Origin of the sequence: Pseudomonas sp. dw_612, from assembly GCF_018449725.1 — a bacterium.
Classification (GTDB): Bacteria; Pseudomonadota; Gammaproteobacteria; order Pseudomonadales; family Pseudomonadaceae; genus Aquipseudomonas.
Window position 1 is genome coordinate 344,319 of record NZ_JAAVVC010000004.1, and the last position, 18,183, is coordinate 362,501.

Here is an 18,183-nt window from a genome sequence, read left to right on the forward strand (position 1 = left end):
GCCCGCGAAAGCGGTGGGTCAGGCAACGCTGGATCTGATGACCTCTTCGCGGGCAAGCCTTGCTCCTGCATTGGATAGGTGTTGATTACCTTTTTTGTGCCCTGCCACAAATCCCCTGTGGGAGCGGGCTTGCTCGCGAAAGCGGTGGGTCAGGCAACATCAATGTTGAATGTGCTGGCCCCTTCGCGAGCAAGCCCACTCCCACATGGGGTTCTGCGCTGTTCACAATGTCCATGCCCTGCCACAGGGGTGATGTGTCGGGCCGTTTAAAGTTTTTCCTCCAGCACTTTGTTCACCTGCGCGCCATCGATACTCAACGTCGCGGTGTTGAGCATGCCTTCCAGGTACGCCTTGGCGATCTGTTCCTGGCGTTGTGCGCGCAGGGCGAAGGTCAGGCGTTCGCGCAGTTCGTCGAGGGTGGCGAGGCGGGACGGTTGTTGCTCGGTGAGTTTGATGATGTGGAAACCCGCTGCGCTTTGCACCGGGTCGGAGACGGCGCCAACCTTGAGCCGCGACACCGCGCCTCGCACCTCGGGCACCAATTGCTGCAAGGGTTGCAGCCCGGTATCGCTGACGCCACCCGCCCCCGCCAACGCGGCAAATTCCCCCGGCGCGGCCTGGGCTTTTTTGCTCAGTTCCACGACCTGTTTGCGCACGCTATCAAGGTTCTGCGGATCATTCACCGCCAGGAAAATCTGACTCACCCGATACAGCGCTGGCGTCACCCAACCCGCTTTCCCTGCGTCATACGCCTGCTGCAGTTGCGCCGTACTGGGATAATCCGCTGGCACCTGGCTGACCGACTGCAAATAGTCGCGAAAGACAATCTGCTCCGTCGCCGCTCGGGTTTGCTGCTCGACTTCCGGCCGCTGGCGCCAGCCCTGGGCATCCGCCTGTTCAAGCACGGCCTTCTCGGCCAGACGCGAACGAATCCAGCTTTCCAGCGCCCCGCGATTACCGCGCAATTGTTTGCGAACCTCAGGCGCCACCGTGGCGAGCAAATCCTTCAACTCCTGCGGCGTGACCTGTTGATTGCCCAACCGCGCCACCGCCGCCCCGTCCACCTTCACTGCCGATGGCGCAGGCTGTTGAGCGGCGACCGGGTCATTCCCCGGTCGCAAGCCCAACCCGACAGCCACCACCAGCACGGTCAGCGCACCGGCGCTGACCATTGCCGTTCGCTTTTTCACAGCGCTGGAACCTCGTCTGCGGTGGTCTCGGCGGTTTGCGCCTGGGCCTGCAAGTTCGCCGCGTTCTGGCTGTACTCTCGCAGGTAGACGATGAATTCCTGGAGCAAACGATCCCACAACTCCAGGTTGCCCTTCAGGTGATCGGCGCTGACACCGGCGGCCACCACCACGTCCATTTCCATCACCAGGAACTCGCCCTGCACCGACAACCGGGCAAAGCGGCGCGAGGCATTCCAGATTTCCGCCAGCCCGGCCGGCAACTCGCCCTGCACGCGCAAGGCGCAGCTGAAGGTGAAGTCGACGTAGCTGCCCGCCTCCGGCGCCACGTTGCCGAAACGCACGGCGTAGCCGATGCCCTGGCTGGCGCTGAGCAGTTGCACGATGCCGTTCTGTTCGGTCTGGTTGACCCGGTAACCGGCGGCTTGCAGCACGTCGGTCAGGGATTGCGGCGATACGTGGCTGATCAATTGAGTCATGAAGTTCATCCTTGGATTAGTGAGCGAGCGCCGCTTGGGGCGCGTCGTATTGCGTCTTGTAGAGCTCGTCGCCAAAGCCCTGGGCCAGTTCTTCGAACTTGACCCGGGCGCTGCCGGCGAACGGTTGGCGAATCTTCATCACCTCGGCGACGTCGATTTTTTCGTAGGCCGCGAGCATCTCCTTGGCCACGCCATACATCTGCTGATTCTTGACTGAACATTGCTGCACTTGCGTGTCACGTTCAGCCAATTGCGCTTGGAGCTTAGCCCGTTCTGCCTCTTTGGCACGGGCCATGACCAACAACTCCTCGTACGCTTTCTTGAACTTGCCGATCTGCTCACTGCTGGCCGCTACCTGCGCCTGGGCCTGGCTTTGCAGGCTGCTTTGCTGGCCGGCCAGTTGCTCGGCCATGCCTTTGGCCTTCGTCAGTTCGGTCGTCAATTGCTTGATCTGCGCCTGAGCAGCCTTCGCTTCGCCCTGAGCCGCCAGTTGCGCGGCGCTGGCCTGGGCCTGCTGACTTTGCAGGGCCTGCAGTTGCTGGGTGGTGCTGCGCAACTGGGTGCGCAGACGCTCTTCCATGCCTTCGGCGCTTGCGCCCTGGGCGATCAACAGCCCCAGCGTCAGCAGCGCAAATAGTGATTTCATGAAGCCCTCCCTGCGCCCTAGAAGCGCGTGTTGATTTCCAGCTGCAAGACATCGATGTCGAACGGCGCGCCGTACACCGCTTCGGAACTCAACCAGCGGCCGGTGGCGTAGACGTTCTTGGCCAAGCCGTAATTGCCGCCCAGGAAGTAGCCCTTGGCGTTGGTCCCGCCCAGGTGGAACGACGAATCGTTGAAACCGTCCGGCAAGGCATCGGGCTGGATGTATTTGTAGCCGGCGAAGAAGTTCCAGTCGCCCTGCTTCTTCAGCTCCAGCGCATTGCCGAGGGTGAATTGCACCATCCACGCGTCGGCGCCACTTTCGATGCCGCCGCTGCTGTCGAGGTTGTTGACGATCTGCCCCGCCGAGCGCTTGCGCATGTCGCCTTCGTCGTAACCGAGGTTGTGGATGTAGTTGCCCTGGCTGCGTAACTTGAAGTCCTCGGGCAGATCGGCGTCCCACACCAGGTTCAGGTCCAGCAGATTGAACTCCGAGGCCAGGCCAACGAATTGGGGTTGTGGCGTGGTGGCCGGGTTGAGTGGGTTGGGCGTGATGTCCCGCAACAGGAACACGCTGTTGCCCTTCTGCATGAACGCCGAGCGACTGCCGTCGCTGTCGCAACCCGGCGCGCCGGCCCAGGGTTCGCAAGGGCTGGAGCGCTGGCCTTCGATGTCGTCGAAGCGGTAGTAGGCCAAGGCACCCTTGAGTCGGTTGTCGCTGTTGATCGCCCATTTGGCGCCGATCTGCGCGCCATACAGCCACTTGTTGTCGCTGTCTTCCTTGTCCAGGCCATTGCTGGTGCTGGTGTCGTTGGTGTACTCCACCGGGAACGCGCCGACGGTGCCGAACACGCCCCAGTCGCGGCTGAGCTTGTGGTCGAAAATCGCCGCGATGCCATCGAAGTTCAGGTCGTTGGAATACAGCATGTCGGTGGAGAAAAACGGATTGGCGATCCGCCCGCCGGTCAATGTCACGTCCTGCGTCGCCTTCCAGGTCAGGTAACCCTGATCGAGCCAGATGTCTTTCTTGCCGAAGCCGCCGCCCAGGGTTTGCGTGGTCGACACCGGGTTGTTGTCGGAACCGGTGGCGATGCGGATGCCGGCGGTCCAGTCCGGCGCGAGCACCGCTTTCATGCCCAGCCGTGCGCGCAGGCGGAACAGGTTTTCGCGGTCTTCCCGGGTGTTGAGCAACGGCGGCAGGTTGGTGCTGCTGTTGGGGTTTACGTCGTACGGACCATTGTTGTTGAGCTTGGCGAAGTCGACGATTTCGTTGCTATTGGTGCCGGAGTAGTAGCGTGATTCATCCCGCAGGCGAATGTCGCCGTCGAAGCTGATGCGCGACACCCAGTCCGGGAATGTGTTGGGCTGGGCCCAGTTCTCTTGCTTGGCGGTGGCCATGACCTCGGCCTTGACCTGATCACGGATCTGATCGCGCACAGCGGCCGGCACGTATTGCACCCGCACATCCCCCGGTGCCGCGACGGGACCGGCCGCCACCACCGCTGGCGCACTCGCCGCCTGCCGGGCCTGGGCCGCTTCGTTCTGCGCCTGGGCGATCAGCGCGTCGGCCTTGTCCTGCTTCAAAATGCCCTGCTCCACCAGCAAGCGGATCAGATTGATCGTGGCGTTTTCCGAGGGCGCAGGGGCTGCCGCTGCGTGCCCGACCAGGGTCGCAATGACCATGCCGACCGCCAGGGACAATCGATTCACGTTGGAAATCATCTGCACACAACTCCTTTAGGCAAACTGTTAAGAATTCGGTTAACCCGGACGCCGCCCTTGCAAGGACAGGCGTACAGGTAAAGTCATGGAGGCCGGTGGCCGTTCGCTCAGGTGCGGCGCGTTGCGCAGGGCCGCGAGTACTTGGGTGTCGATCTCGGGCTTGCCGCTGGACTTGACCAACTCGACCCGGGTGATTTCGCCGACGCTGCTCAGCCACACGTCGGCCTGCAGCGAAAACGCCAGGTTGCGCAGGTCCGGGTTATCCCGCAGCAAGCGCTGGAAGGTGAAGGCCAAAAACTGGCTGTAGGTGCCGTTGCCCAAACGACCGCCGCCGGCCCCAGCCATGCCGCCGCCCTTGCCCGCGCCGATGTTGAAGGCGTCGTTGCCGGACTGCGCATCGCCGTCCATTTGCATCGGGTTGGCCAGATCATCCGCCGGGGATGGCGGTGCTTCTTCGGCTGGCTTGACCTCTTCGGGCTCTGGCGTCGGTTGCGGCTCGACCATTTTTTCTTCCACCGGTGGCTCGGGCTCGGGCGGTTTTTCCGGCGGCGGTGGTGGCGGTGGCGGCAACGGGATAATCGTCGGCACCTTCGGCGCTTCCCGACGGATGCCGCTCATGTCATTGGCCCATTGCCACAGGAACCACGCCGCGACGGCACCGAGCAGCAGCCCGGCGCCCCACTTGACGAAGCGCACGGGCGACGGCCTTTTCACCGGCAACGGCTTGAAGGGTTGTTGTGCGGTCATGGTCAGCCCTGGCTCGGTTTGCCGGTGACGAGACCGACCTGGGACAGTTCCAGGCGCCGCAACAGGTCCAGCACCTCAATGACTTTCTGGTACTGCACCTGGGCATCACCGCGCACGATCACCGGGAAGTCCGGGCTCAGGGCTTTCTCGATGCGCAGCCGATCTTCGAGTTCGGCCAACGTCACCGGGTAGGCATCGAGGAACACCTGGCCGCCATCGTTGACCGAAATCGCCTTGGTCTTGGCTTCGGACAACGACACCGAGGCACTGGCCTTGGGCAGGTTGATCTGGATACCCGAGACCTGGGCGGTGGCGGTGAGGATGAACATCACCAGCACCACCATCAGCACGTCCACCAGGGGCGTGATGTTGATGGTGTCCACCGCTGCGTCGTCTTCGTCGTCATGGGAGGCATTTACGGAAGCCATTTTTTTTGCTCCTCAGGCCGGTACGGACGCGTTGGTGTGATTGCCACGGCGATGGGCCGATTCGCTGAACTGACTCTCGCCGTGCATCTCCGCCAGGCGAGTGATGAACTCATCGACGAACACCCGCATGTCGGCGCTGACTTCCTTGTTGCGGGTGATCAGCCGGTTGTAGCCAAACAGCGCCGGGATCGCGACAAACAGGCCCATGGCCGTGGCGAGCAACGCGGCGGCCATGCCGGGGGCGATGGCGTTGATGTTGACGTCGCCAGCCATCGCCGTGCCGAGAAACACCACCATGATCCCCAGCACGGTGCCGAGCAGGCCGATGTAAGGCCCGCCGGCGATGGCGTTGGACAAGGTCGAGAGTTTCGAGCTGAGGGCCTGGTTTTCGCGGGTGCGCACGCCGTCCATGGAGCAGCGGATCGCTTCGATGGTCGCGGCGGAAACCGACGAGGTGTCGGCGCCCTGCTCCCGGCGAGTACGGATTTCCTTCACCGCCACCAGATACAAACGCCACAGCGACGAATGCTGCAGGCGCTGGGCCAATTCCTGGTCGTCGGCGAACATTTCCAGACGCGTGCCGACCTTGGCGAACTGCTCACGAAAGCCTTCGTTGGCAGCGCTGACCCGGCTGACCATGCGGTTCTTGCGGATCATGATCACCCACGACTGGAACATCATCAGCACCAGCACGGCGATGATCACCCAGGCGTCCAGCGGCACCGCGTTGAGCAGGAAACCGAGGCTGCCGAAGCCGTAGCCCGACTGTTCTTCATCGACGCCGTAGGCCACCAGTTTCGACTCGGCGCCCTGGGAGTTGGCATCGGCCAACAACAACGCCGCCGGACGAGCGACCTTGGACAACCGCAGTTCATCCATGGCCCCGGCAAACGGCAAGTAAGCGCTGGCGGACAGGTCGGCGCCGATGGCCATGACTGAATTGAACGCCGGCATCGACACCGGGAGGCTCGCGATCTCGCGGCCATTGACGTACAGCGAGACTTTGCTGCCTTCGGCGGTGAGTGCCAAGTGCTGCCATTGGCCGGGGTTCAGCGGTTGCGTGGAGACGGCGCGCTGACCGTCGATTTCCACGAACGCCATACCTTGGTTCAACCCCAGCAGCAGGCTGTTGGCGCCCTCACGCCTTGCGAGCACAAGCTGCTCGCCATTGGCCTGGTCCAGGCGCAACCAGGCACTGAAGGTGAACGCACTGCCGGCGTTGTGTTGCAGCGATGGACTGCCCGGCAGCAGCAACGGTTGGCCGCTGAACTGCAAGGCGCGGCCGATCACGCCGTCGATGCTCGCGCCGGTGGCGCTTTGCGCGGTGTTGCCGTAGGCCGTGGTGTCCTTGGCCGGGGTGCCGTTGGCGCCGTCGAAGTGGTAGAGAGCGGTGTAATTCGGATCGAAGGTCAACTGACCGTTACCGGTGGCCGGGGCTTTCTGGTTGCCGTAGTACATCCAGATGTCCTGGCGCTGGCCGCCCTCCACTTTCGGCACATCGACCCAGATCAGCGCCATGCCCATCAACGGGTCGAAGCTTTCGATCTGGTGGTTGAGCACGGTCTTGTCATCGGCAGCGACGAAGCGCAGATCCGAGCCGTCCTCCTTCACTCCGTCGAAGGTGAAGTTGCCGGTGTGCAGGCGCACCAGCAGCGCCGTGCGGCCCAGGGCTTCGTTGATGGCCGCGCCCTGGGGCGTGGTGTCCACGGCTATCTGCTTGCGGTAGTGCCAGTCGTCCTGCCACCAGGCCTGGGCGGTGGCCGGGAGCACGAAGCCCAGGCAGATGAAGAAAGCGATGAATAAGCGCTGCATGAAAATGCTCCTTTTAGAATGTGGCCTGAAGGTTGAAATGCAGGCGCGAATCGTGTTTTTGCGTGTTCGGCCCTTCGAGCAGCGGATAGCCCCAATCCACGCTGCCGGACAGCCACTTGCTCAGGCTAGCGCGGGTACCCAGGCCGACACTGGCCAAGGCGTAATCGGCGTCCTGATCAGGCAGTTCGTCGCGCAGGTACAACTGGGCGCCTTCGGCGAAGGCATAGAAGCGCCACTCCTGAACGTAAGGACCGAGGTACTTGGCCAGCGATGGCGTGCGCAGCTCCTGACTCAGCAAAACGCCGTCATCACCGGTGCGTTCAGCGGCCAGGTAACCGCGCACTGAAGTCGCGCCACCGGCAGAAAATTGCTCGTTGGAAACCAGTGGCCCGGAGGCCAACTGGAACGCGGCTTTGCTCGCGGTCTGCCAGTCGCTGGCGAAGGTGTAGGTGTAATTGGTGTCGCCCTTGAGCACGGCGAAACTGGGGCTGGCGCGGTAGCGCTTGTAGTCGAAATCTTCGTCGGAACTGCCGTAGCCAAACAGGCTGCGGGTGCCGGCCACCAGGCTCAGGCCGAGTCCCAACTGACTGCTTTCGGTGTAGCGAAAGCCGTTGTAGGCGAAGGTGAATGGCGCGTATTTGAGCGGCACCTTGTCGCTTTCGCCGCCGAGGGTCAGTTGCTCGTCGAAGTCCTTGAAGTCGATGCCGGCGGACAGCGAGTTGGACCAGTTGCCGCTGGACGGCAGCGTGTAGATCGCCGACACGCCGTAGGAATGGCCCTTGCCCAACACGTTGCTGCCGCCGATGGTGGCAACGTTGCTGTCGGACTGGTAGCCGGAGAACTGCACGCTCCAGCGCTCGTTCAATGGCGCGGTGTAGGAGCCGGACCAGACCTTGGCGTTGTCGGTGTCCTGGGGTGCGGTGAAGAAGGTCAGGGAAATGCTGTGCCCCAGTTGCCAGAGGTTGTTGTAGCCCAGGCTGGTGACGGTGCGCAGCTTCTCGGTGTCGGCGCTGTAGTCGTTGTTCAGGCCGATGCTGGCCTGCCACGGGCTCTGGTCCTCGACCTGCAAGTCCACGTCCATGGTCCCGGGGCGCTGGCCTTCACGCACAAGTGGCATCACCTGACGGCCGGGGGTCTTGTTCAGTTGCGCCAGTTCGCCCTGGACCTTGCTGAAATCCGGCACCTCGCCTTCCTTCAATGCAGACACGTCTTCGCGGATATCCAGTGGCGAATAGTGCTTGGCGCCGACCACGCGCACACGGCCGACCTTGGTTTCGCTGACGTGCAGGTAGACGATGCCGTCCTCGACTTTCTGCTCCGGCAATTCGACGAATACCGATTGATAGCCGCGCGCCTGATAGGCCTTTTGCAAGGCCTCGCGGGCGCCTTCGATATCGGTCAGGGCTTTTTGCGGGCCGAGAAACGGATACACCGCTTCTTCAATGGCCCGGGCATCGAGCACGGTGTTGCCGCGCACGAAGTACTCGTTCACATCGACCAATTTGGCCGGCACGGCGTCCTCGGCCCATGCCGGTTGCGCGCTCGCCGTCACCAGCAGCCAGCCCCACAGCGCCAGCCGCGTCTTGAAAAGATGCTCCACACCACCCCCTGAATTCGAAATGACCGTCGCCGTTTGTCCGGCGTTTGGCCCACTCAATTGCTTGCTGTCGATGTCGCGGCGTGTTTGCCCAGCCAGGTGTGCAGCAGCGCGAAGTTCAAGGAGAACTCGGGCATTTGCAGCAAGGCACCGCAGAACACTTCGCCAATGATTTTCTGGATCAGTTGCACCGCCCGCGGGTTGTTCAGCAGGGTGGCGATGTCGTGACTGAGCACGTTGAAGCTCCAGACCTTTTGATTCAGGTCCAGGCCGACGAACCAGCGGAACAGCAGGTTGTAATTGAGCTGCTCGTAGAGTTGCTGCTCGCTGGGCACCGAATACAGCAGCTGCAACAGCAGGATGTGCATGACTGTTTGCGGGGCGATGAGCATGCCGGGCTCGGCGTTGAGGCCGGCCAACACGTCGCGATGGTCATCGAGCAGGTCATCGATTTGTGGGCGCAGCAGCACCAGGGAATGACCTGGCGGAATGTAGCTGGACACCTCTTTCAGAGCGCCCTGCCAGTCATCCTGCGACACGATCCAGACCCACGGCGCGCCGTAGCGATACACCGAAACCGGCTTCTTGCGCGCCGCTTCGACGATCTTCGACAAGCGTTGATCGAGCTCTTGCATGCCCACTTTCGAGTAGCGTTCCATAGTCCCCATTGCCTCACTCCCGGCGTCCCGCCTCGGCTTAAAAAAGTGGCCCGAAGGCCCCCTCAAGCGCGTCACATAGGCATGACCGGACTGGCGATGTGCTACCGAACTTTTGTCATGAAAGCTTCATCTCAGGCTTGGGCTACACACGCCCCTGTAGGAGCAAAGCTTGCTCGCGAAGATGGTTTCACATTCAGGATGGATGGTGACTGACCCACCGCTTTCGCGAGCAAGCCCGCTCCCACAGGGGATCTGCGGTGTACGCAAATATTCGTATGACGCAAAACCTCCGTAGGAGCAAAGCTTGCTCGCGAAGACGGTTTCACATGCAGGATGGATGGTGACTGGCCCATCGCTTTCGCGAGCAAGCCCGCTCCCACAGGGGATCTGCGGTGGATGAGAATTTTGTGTATGACGCAAAACCTCTGTAGGAGCAAAGCTTGCTCGCGAAGGGGTCAGTTCAGTCCGCACAGAATCAACTGAGCACCACCACCCCACCCGGCAATTCCGTACACGTCGCGCCATACGCATCACGGATCAACAACGCCACTCCGGCCAGTTGGTCCAGGCTGAACCGCGCCTGGACCTTGCGTTTACCCAACTCGGCGTTGAGCAGCAGCAACATCCCCGGCCGATAGCGGTTGATCTCATCGATCACCTGGCTCAGCGTCGCGTCGTTGAACACCAGCACTTGCTGACGCCAGGCGATTACCGCCGAGGTGTCGACGGTTTTCGGGGCGCTGACTTGCTGGGCGGTGTAGGTCAGTTGCTGGCCTGATTCCAGGCGAATCCGCTGGCCTTGCACGTCCACTTGCAAGGTGCCGTCGAGGCAGGTCACACACACGCTCTGGTCGGTGTTGCGCAGGTTGAAACGCGCCTGGCTGGCACTCAACCAACCGGCCCCGGCCTGGACTTTCAGCGGTGTGGTCTGCCGCGCCAACACTTCGACTTCGCCGCTCAACAGCTCGATGCCTTGTGCACCGTCGGCCATTGTCCGGCGGCTGACGCGGGTCTGGGTGTTGAGTTCGAGGCTGACGCCGTCGCCCAGGTCAAACCGGCGCTGTTCGCCGACTTCAGTGATGTAATCCGCGCCTATCCCGGAGAAACCGCCCGGCACGCTGTATCGCACCAGCAAGAACGCCGCCGAGGCCGCTACCGCACCGCCGAGAAACGCCCGACGGCCGAAATGCCGCGGCGCCTGCAAGGCCTCGGCCGCCGGTTTCAAGCCGTGCCATAACGCCTTGGCCCGCTCAAACGCCTGGGCATGTTCGGCGCTTTGCGCGCACCACTGACGCAAGGCCCGGGCGTCGGCGGCAGTGGCTTGGCCGGAGGTCAGCAGGATCAGCCAGTCCCGGGCTTCGCAGTGCAAGCGATCTTCGGGTGAAGGCTCAGGCGATGGGAAACGGAAGATGTTCAAGCGCGGGGATACTCACGGATTAGTTCATTCTCTACTTTCAAGACGGTTTTCCTGCCCCGGGACCGAACCGCTGAATCACTTTTCTTTCCAGACGTGCCGCGCAGTGCCCCAACGCGGCTTTGATTTCCTTCTCGACCATGCGCGTGGAAATGCCGAAACGCTGGGAGATTTCCAGGTGCGGCGCCTCTTCCAGCCGCGCGGCGATAAAGATTTTGCGCCGCCGCGCCGGCAGTTCGTAAAGGGCCTTGAGCAGGGTCTGGATCTCTTTCTGCCCGCCCACCACCCGCGCCGGGTCCTGGGCGTCGTCGGACATCTGCAACAGCTCCTCCACTTCACTGCCGGTGAGCAAACGAGCATCAGCCTGACGCCGATCGGCGGCGATGTTCAGGGCCATGCGATAGAGGTAGGCGTTGGGCTGCACGATATTCGGCGGCGTCTCCATGCGGTCGACCCGCAAGTAGGTTTCGTGCAGCACGTCGTTGGCCAGGTCCTCGGAGCCGAGACGGCGTCGCAGGCGCACCTTGAAATCGTCGTAGGACGTCAGAAACAGCCTGACCATCGAACTCTGTCCGCTGTCTTTCATGCCCCGAAGGCTCCTTGCTGCTGTGTGCATTCCATGCGTTTTCCTGACAAGTTCGGTACGAGAAGCAGGGTCACCGGTTGGCGCAATGAGCTGGGCGGCGACCGTTCGATCCTGAGGTGTTGCACGCTGTCCACCAGCGCTGCATCACGTTGTGTATCGCCACTGGAGGTGACCAGGCGGCTGTGTTGCACCGCGCCATCGCGGCCGATCCACACTTGCAGCAGCGCGCGGTAATCACCGGGCCGGGTCAAGGGTGAGGAGCACAAACGACGCTCGATGGCCGATTGAATCGCCAGTGCGTAACTACTGCCGACCTGGCTGCCACCGGCCGAAATCCCCGGTGGCAACGGCACCGGCGCAACTTGCGCGACCTGCAAGGTGAATGCATCCGCCCGGGCGTAACGCGCCATCAATCCGGTGCCGACGAGCAAGGTGTTCAAGGCCTGAGTGGCGGTCAGTCGGCCTTGCACCCCGATCGAACGCCGACCGCGCGTCAATTGGCGATCCACCAGCACCGCCATGCCACTGCTGCGGCTGAACGCTTCGAGGGCGCCGCTCAGTTCCTGGGCCGAAATGTCGTAGGTGTTCCAGGCTTGGGGCGGCGCGACGTCCGCGCAGGCCGGCAGCAGCCAGATCAACAGCCACAGGCACACAGCACCGCGCAACAAGCCCCGAGCCCCCATTTCTGAATCTCGACGTCCGTCCCTGGCTCTGCCTCGCTGCACGGCTGACGTACCCCTGAAAACCGTCATCCTGAGGGCTGTATATGACTCTGGTGTGACGGCCGGTGCAAAAAAACCATCACGGGATGGCCAAGCGCTATGCACTAGACTCACCCCCAGAGCGGCCCGACCGGGCCGGCCAGGAGGCCAGTGATGAAACACCTATTGAACGTGACGGCAGGCGTGCTGCTGACGGTGGGCGCGACCACGGCGCTGGCTGAAGAACCGCTGGGTTGTGTCGAGGTCAGTGTCGGCGGCTACAAGGCGCCGGACTACAATTGCCTGAGCCAGCAGATGGGCAACAATCCCGAAGGCGCGGCGGCGGTGCAGAAGAATCAGGAAGCGATGAATGTGCCGGTGAACAAGCGACCACCGAATCAGCTGGGGTTAGCGACGCCGGCGGCGACCGGAACGCGGATGGGCAATACGTTTGGAACATCGGTGAAGCCGCAGCGGCCGGCGGCTACGGGTGGTGGTTCACCGCTAATCATTGGCAAATGATCATCCCCTTGTGGGAGCGGGCTTGCTCGCGAAAGCGGAGTGTCAGGCGACGTTGATGGTGACTGATACACCGCATTCGCGAGTAAGCCCGCTCCCACAATGTTTTGTGCCTGGCACTGGATTTTCAGTCGCTGGGGGTCTGGCGGAAGCTCACCGCCAACCGATTCCAGCTATTGATCGTGGTCACGGCGATGGTCAAATCCACCAGTTCACCTTCACTGAATTGCTCACGCGCCAGTGCATAAACTTCGTCCGGCACATAACTCTCGGCAAGCAACGTCACCGCTTCCGTCCAGGCCAGCGCCGCCCGCTCCCGAGGGTTGAAGAAGCCGCTGTCGCGCCAGACCACAATCGAATACAAACGCCGGTCCGTCTCGCCCAAACGACGCGCATCCACCGAGTGCATGTCGGTGCAAAACGCGCAGCCGTTGAGTTGCGAGGCGCGGATTTTGATCAGGTGCAACAGCGCCGGCTCGATGCTCAGGTTGCTGGTCAGCGCTTCCATGGCAATCATGGCTTTCATCGCTTTGGGCGAGGCGCTGTAGTAGTCCAGGCGGGGATTCATGGCGTGGCCTCGAAGCGCGAATGTGTTTTGCCAAGGTAGGCGTTGATGCAGCCGCGTTACAGATCCAATTCCACGAAAAACCCATGGACCACCCGACAACAGACCAATCCGGCGCTTTTTGCCCACGCAACTTCTATGCAGCGACGCAATGAGGGTAATCTGGCGCGACCCACAGTCGCCTCACCGCCCCAGGAGCCCCGCCGGTATGGAACTTCATGTTGTCATCAACGGCCGCAAGGACCTGGCAGGCCAGTTGTACCAACAACTGCGCAGCGCCATCGAAACCGGTCGCCTGGCAGCCGGCACGCAGTTGCCGCCCAGCCGTTTGCTGGCCGAACAACTGGGGATTTCACGCAAGACCATTTCCGACACGTACTCGCAACTGACTTACGAAAACTTCCTCACTGGCGTGACCGGCAAAGGCACCTACGTCAACGCGCGGCCGGCAAAAATCCAGCGCAAGCAGAGCCATTCGGAACTGGCCGGCAGCGAGGTCATCGAGTCTTGGCGCAACCTGCCAGTGTTCCTGCGCCACCCGACGCTGGAAGGCTCGCTGCGCTATGACTTTATCGGCGGCGCCACCAGCAAGGGCCAATTCCCCCAAGACGACTGGCGGCGCTGCACCTCCCACGCGTTGCGGCAGATAGCCGGTTCCAAGGGGTTCTACAGCTTGCCCGAAGGCCTGCCGGCGCTGCGTAATGCGATTGCCCGGCACATCGCGTTTTCCCGCGGGGTCAATTGCCAGGATGAAGACGTGGTGGTGTGCAACGGTGCGCAACAAGCCCTGGACCTGATTGGCCGGGTGCTGATCCGGCCGGGCAGTCTGGTGGCAATGGAAGACCCAGGTTATCCGCCGGCGCGTCTGTTGTTCGGCAGCCACGGGGCCACGGTGGTCGGGGTGCCGGTAGACGCCGAAGGCATTCAGGTCGATTTGATTCCGGACGGGACGCGGCTGATATATGTCACGCCGTCCCACCAGTTCCCGCTGGGCATGCCCATGAGCCAGGCACGCCGTGAAGCCCTGCTGGAACGAGCCTATGAGCTGGGCGCGATCATTATCGAGGACGATTACGACAGCGAATTCCGCTACGAAGGCCGGCCCACCGATTCGTTGCAAAGCATGGACGAGCGCGGCATCGTCGCCTACGTCGGCACCTTCTCGAAAACCCTGCTGCCGGAGCTACGACTCGGTTACGCGATCCTGCCGCCGGCGATCCTTGAAGCGGTGATCCGCGCCAAGCAACTCACCGACCTGCATACCTCGACCCTGCCGCAATGGGCGCTGGCCAAGTTCATCGCCGAGGGCTGCCTGCTCAAGCACATCCGCCGCTGCCACACCATCTACGCCGGGCGTCGCGAGCGGATCCTGGCGCGCATGGCCGGTGACCTGTCACCGTGGCTGGAAGCCGTGCCGACGGTCGCCGGGTTTCACATGGTGGCGCTGTGCAAGGTGCCAATCGATGTCGCGCTGGTCATCGAACTGGCGAAAAAAGTCGAAGTCGGGCTCTATTCGATTGAGGGCTTTTTCTATCAGCAAGCACCGCGCGCCGGGCTGCTCATGGGGTTTGGCGCGATTGAAACCCTGGACATCGACACCGCGCTGGACCGCGTGCGCGACATTTTGCAGCAGGTCGCCTGACGATTGGTCTGCGAGTTTATCCGGCGATTGGCTATTGGCGGTCCCGCCCCGCAGGCCTATTCTGCAGGGGCGTTATCCCTCAATGAGCAGGATTCGTCCGGCCTGATTCAGGAGTGTGAGTAATGTCCAACGAAGTGATCAATACCGTCAGGGTGCAGGCCGCCGCCGGCCGCTCGGAAGAACTGGGCAAGCAACTGCAAAAGATTGTAGACACCCTGCGCGAACTTCCGGGCTGCGATTCCTACATGGTCGACCGCTGCCCCGAGGACAGCAACCGCTGGAACGTCAGCGCCCGCTGGCAATCGGAAGCGGCGATGCAGTCACATTTCAACTGCCCGGAAGTGCAGGGTTTTATTGGTTTGATTGATAGCCGTTTGGCCAATGCCGTGGACTTCAACAGCTTCCCGATCGTTTAAACCGTGCGCCGCCCCGTAGCAGCTGCCTCGCGCTGCTCGACAGCTGCTACGTGGATCGATTTTGCTTTCATTGATTGGTCCCCTCACCTTCCCGAAAATTGGCCGTTTTATTGCCCGAACCCGCGGCTTACTGTGGTCCCTGACGACTAACCACCCCAGGTGATCAACCATGAAAGCTTTGCGTTTACTGGCCGCCCTCGCCCTGAGCGTTTCTGCCTCGGCCTTCGCCCACGACCCCTCGGAAAAAGTCACGGTATTGCAGGACGAACTGCTGCAAAACGTGCCCGGTAAAAAAGCCATGATGATCGAGGTCGACTACAAACCGGGCCAATCCTCCATCGCCCACAAACATGACGGCACGGCCATGGCTTACGTGCTGCAAGGCCAGGTCACTTCCCAGGTCAAGGGCCAGAAAGCGATCACCTACAAGACCGGTGAATTCTGGTATGAACCGGCCGGCTCCGAGCATTTGATCTCAAAAAACGCCAGCGCCACCAAACCCGCCAAGTTGCTGGTGTTCATGGTGTTGTCGCCGGACGAGAAAGTATTGGTCCCCTTGAAAAACTGATCGCTAGTGCATCAGCCATAAATAAAAAGGCTCGAATCGATGATTCGGGCCTTTTTATTACCGCGAGCACTTAGATGAAAACTTTTACATCAAACAAAACTATGGATCAGTCTATAAGTGTATTCATGGACGATTTCATTCAGGCCATAGGGGTTTAGGCTGGAACCACTGCCGGCCAGTACCGGCAACTATCAACTTTTCGACTCAAGTTGTTTCACTGGAGAAACACCATGAAACTTGCGTTTGTCAGTACGTTGACGATTGCCGCGCTATTAGCCGGTTGCTCGGTGCCCACCGCCCCCAACGCCGTGTCGTCCCTGGACACGATGTTCAGCGCACCGGTCGGCCGTTCCAGTGCCACCCGCGTGGCCAATGGCGGCGATGTTTCCCTGGGCATCGTCTTCAGCCCTTCCACTCAGGCCAACCGTGAATACCTGCGCCACTACCAGGCCAACGCCGGCACCGGTTTCGGCCAGAGCCTGATGGTGCAGCCGATCCGCGACGCCTACGTGGCCACGTCCAATCCGGACTTTGCCGTGGACGGGGTCAAAGCCTCGCTGCAGCGCCAGTTCGGCTCGGTGACGGTCTATCCCGACCTGCAAAGCTTGCAAGCCGCCCGGCCGGATGTGGCCGCCATCGTCGACACCCACAGCCAACTGATGACGTCGCGCAGTTCGGATATCAAGGCTGATATCAGTGCCGATTTCTATGATGCGAAGTTCAACTACATCGGCACAGCGAAGGGGCACGACGGCAAATCGCTAAGTCCTGTCTGGGCTGACTTCAAACGCAGCGAAGAGATTGTCGCGGATATTAATCAGCAACAGGATGTGCAAGTTCGGGCATTGCAGAAGTTTGACCAGTCGCTCAGTAATTTGTTGGCCAGGCCGACAAGTAATGTGTCGATGATCAGTGTTAATAGAGATCAAAAGTTGTATTGAGGCGGATGGTCTCTTCGCGGGCAAGCCTCGCTCCTACAGTTGATCGCATTCCAATGTAGGAGCGAGGCTTGCCCGCGAAGCGTCCCTCTCAAACACTCAACGAACTCAGAAATACCCACCGTTTGCCTCAAGACACCATTAATCAACTGTCAACTCTGACAGTAGACATTCCACGCAATAGCTCATTTACTCGAAAGTCCAAGGCAGTTCTCGGCTCAGCGTTGTTCCTAGACTTGGTCCGATTATCATGCATGCAGGAGACTTGAAAATGAGCAGATCCTCTACTCAAACAACGCTCGCACCGGGAGAAAGGGATTTTTCTTTCGGCACGCGCGGCAGCTGCGTGATTGAACACATGGTTTCCCCATCGGCTATGGCACAGGATCTCAATGGCTATGTCTACATTGCAGGAGCACATTCGAATAACGAAGGAAACTTCATTCTCACGCGCATGACGCCCGACGGCGTGATCGATACTCGATTTGGTTTGCATGGATATGTCAGCGAAACGTTCGACAAAGCATTTCGCTCCATACCCTCGGGCATTTCGGTCTCGGAGGACGGCAACCAAATTTTGGTCACAGGACAGGGTCGCAGCATAGCGAATCAGTTCATACGCTGGCCAGGAGCGGCACGCTATGACGCCAAAGGAAAACTGGATGAAAGCTTTGGCCTTCGCGGGCGGGTGTTGCTGCCTCCCCCCAAGCCAGCCGCCCAGCCCTCCGAACCACGCGAATTACTCGAACAGGCCGGTTTCGGGGCATCCGAGCACATGGTTTTGGCGGACGGAAAAATTGTGCTGTGTGCCCATGACTGGCTTTTCGACCTCGGAGGCTCAGTGATTCGACTCAACAGCGATGGCCGCCTCGACAAAACCTTCAACGGTACGGGCTACACCAACGTGCATCACCCCATCGATAGTATCCATTTCACCTGTGTCAACGCGCAGGATGCAAACCACATTGTTGTCAGTGGTTTCCGTTCGATCCCTGGTGGAGGGACCAGGAGAACGTACCCGATTTGCCTGCGCTACAAAGAAGATGGGATGCTTGAGCCCGGGTTTGGGTCGCAGGGCTGGGTCCAGTTTGAACCTGACCTTCAGGCAGAACTATGGGATTTGCCCTTGCAAAAAAACAATCAGGTTTTGCTCGTCGGATGTAAAGCACCGTTAGGCGCTCCGACCGAGGGCCTATTGGCAAAATTGAATCATACGGGCAGTTTCAACGCGATGTTCAATGGTGGCAGGCCACTACTTAGCAATAAGGGCTATGCGCTGATATGGTGGGCAGCGGTAGAACAGCCCGACAGCAAAATAGTCGCTGTAGGACACTATCAACCTTTACCTACCTATGAAATGCGTGGAGTGATTGCTCGTTTTTTGAAAGACGGCAAACCTGACGAAACCTTCGGCGATATCACGGGGATTGTGCCAATACCGGACCATCGTCAAATAAACCGAGTCGCCTTGCAAAAAAATGGACAAATCCTGGCGTGCGGCTTGCTGGAGGCTGAAGTTGGTACGCGGCCAAAATGTGCGGTAGTTCGCTATCAACATTGA

The 18,183-nt window shown here is 60.8% G+C and carries 19 protein-coding genes; 6 read left to right on the forward strand and 13 right to left on the reverse strand.

The window, feature by feature from the left end; genetic code table 11:
- Window positions 1-266 precede the first annotated feature (266 nt).
- The 12 genes from HB680_RS09105 to HB680_RS09160 all read right to left on the reverse strand — a co-directional run bounded on the left by HB680_RS09105 (window position 267) and on the right by HB680_RS09160 (window position 11,941).
- Entirely contained in the window at window positions 267-1,190 is a 924-nt protein-coding gene (locus HB680_RS09105; RefSeq protein WP_213938167.1) for a peptidyl-prolyl cis-trans isomerase, read from the reverse strand.
- Window positions 1,187-1,666 carry a YbjN domain-containing protein gene (locus HB680_RS09110; protein WP_213938168.1) on the reverse strand — a complete coding sequence of 160 codons (480 nt, stop codon included), beginning with the start codon at window positions 1,664-1,666 and terminating at the stop codon, window positions 1,187-1,189. Before HB680_RS09110 ends, HB680_RS09105 begins: the two co-directional genes overlap by 4 nt.
- 16 nt (window positions 1,667-1,682) lie before the next feature.
- Window positions 1,683-2,312 (reverse strand): DNA repair protein, encoded by a 630-nt coding sequence (locus HB680_RS09115; RefSeq protein ID WP_213938169.1) that lies wholly within the window; start codon window positions 2,310-2,312, stop codon window positions 1,683-1,685.
- 17 nt (window positions 2,313-2,329) lie between these two features.
- Entirely contained in the window at window positions 2,330-4,030 is a 1,701-nt protein-coding gene (locus tag HB680_RS09120) for a putative porin (protein ID WP_213938170.1), read from the reverse strand.
- 39 nt (window positions 4,031-4,069) lie between these two features.
- Entirely contained in the window at window positions 4,070-4,777 is a 708-nt protein-coding gene (locus HB680_RS09125) for an energy transducer TonB (protein WP_213938171.1), read from the reverse strand.
- Between the two features lie 2 nt (window positions 4,778-4,779).
- Window positions 4,780-5,205 (reverse strand): biopolymer transporter ExbD, encoded by a 426-nt coding sequence (locus tag HB680_RS09130; RefSeq protein WP_213938172.1) that lies wholly within the window; start codon window positions 5,203-5,205, stop codon window positions 4,780-4,782.
- A gap of 12 nt (window positions 5,206-5,217) precedes the next feature.
- Complete coding sequence (locus HB680_RS09135) at window positions 5,218-7,017, reverse strand: MotA/TolQ/ExbB proton channel family protein (protein ID WP_213938173.1); 1,800 nt, start codon at window positions 7,015-7,017, stop codon at window positions 5,218-5,220.
- A gap of 13 nt (window positions 7,018-7,030) precedes the next feature.
- On the reverse strand, window positions 7,031-8,617 hold the full coding sequence (locus tag HB680_RS09140; protein ID WP_213938174.1) for a ShlB/FhaC/HecB family hemolysin secretion/activation protein: 1,587 nt from the start codon (window positions 8,615-8,617) through the stop codon (window positions 7,031-7,033).
- Between the two features lie 53 nt (window positions 8,618-8,670).
- Window positions 8,671-9,282, reverse strand: coding sequence for a transposase (locus HB680_RS09145; protein ID WP_213938175.1), 612 nt, complete (start codon window positions 9,280-9,282; stop codon window positions 8,671-8,673).
- A gap of 466 nt (window positions 9,283-9,748) precedes the next feature.
- Window positions 9,749-10,690, reverse strand: a complete 942-nt coding sequence (locus tag HB680_RS09150) for a FecR domain-containing protein (RefSeq protein WP_213938176.1) — start codon at window positions 10,688-10,690, stop codon at window positions 9,749-9,751.
- 37 nt (window positions 10,691-10,727) lie between these two features.
- Entirely contained in the window at window positions 10,728-11,273 is a 546-nt protein-coding gene (locus HB680_RS09155) for an RNA polymerase sigma factor (RefSeq protein ID WP_213938177.1), read from the reverse strand.
- Window positions 11,270-11,941 carry a secretin and TonB N-terminal domain-containing protein gene (locus HB680_RS09160; protein WP_256735484.1) on the reverse strand — a complete coding sequence of 224 codons (672 nt, stop codon included), beginning with the start codon at window positions 11,939-11,941 and terminating at the stop codon, window positions 11,270-11,272. The genes HB680_RS09155 and HB680_RS09160 overlap by 4 nt, the downstream gene beginning before the upstream one ends.
- A gap of 207 nt (window positions 11,942-12,148) precedes the next feature.
- Here HB680_RS09160 and HB680_RS09165 point away from each other — a divergent pair, with 207 nt between their 5' ends.
- Window positions 12,149-12,496: a hypothetical protein gene (locus HB680_RS09165; protein WP_213938179.1), complete on the forward strand. Its 348-nt coding sequence runs from the start codon at window positions 12,149-12,151 to the stop codon at window positions 12,494-12,496.
- A 124-nt stretch (window positions 12,497-12,620) separates the two neighbouring features.
- Here HB680_RS09165 and HB680_RS09170 read toward each other — a convergent pair whose 3' ends face one another.
- A complete protein-coding gene (locus HB680_RS09170) occupies window positions 12,621-13,061 on the reverse strand; it encodes a carboxymuconolactone decarboxylase family protein (RefSeq protein ID WP_213938180.1) in 441 nt (146 codons plus the stop codon).
- Between the two features lie 205 nt (window positions 13,062-13,266).
- Between HB680_RS09170 and HB680_RS09175 the strand changes: the two genes are divergently transcribed.
- From HB680_RS09175 to HB680_RS09195, 5 genes are all read left to right on the forward strand, one after another.
- The gene (locus HB680_RS09175; RefSeq protein ID WP_213938181.1) at window positions 13,267-14,700 is read left to right on the forward strand and encodes a PLP-dependent aminotransferase family protein; all 1,434 of its coding nucleotides are present in this window, start codon (window positions 13,267-13,269) and stop codon (window positions 14,698-14,700) included.
- Between the two features lie 122 nt (window positions 14,701-14,822).
- The gene (locus tag HB680_RS09180) at window positions 14,823-15,116 is read left to right on the forward strand and encodes an antibiotic biosynthesis monooxygenase family protein (protein WP_213938182.1); all 294 of its coding nucleotides are present in this window, start codon (window positions 14,823-14,825) and stop codon (window positions 15,114-15,116) included.
- Between the two features lie 169 nt (window positions 15,117-15,285).
- Entirely contained in the window at window positions 15,286-15,684 is a 399-nt protein-coding gene (locus tag HB680_RS09185; RefSeq protein ID WP_213938183.1) for a cupin domain-containing protein, read from the forward strand.
- A gap of 230 nt (window positions 15,685-15,914) precedes the next feature.
- Complete coding sequence (locus tag HB680_RS09190) at window positions 15,915-16,625, forward strand: ATPase (RefSeq protein WP_213938184.1); 711 nt, start codon at window positions 15,915-15,917, stop codon at window positions 16,623-16,625.
- Window positions 16,626-16,893: 268 nt separating this feature from the next.
- The gene (locus tag HB680_RS09195) at window positions 16,894-18,183 is read left to right on the forward strand and encodes a hypothetical protein (protein ID WP_213938185.1); all 1,290 of its coding nucleotides are present in this window, start codon (window positions 16,894-16,896) and stop codon (window positions 18,181-18,183) included.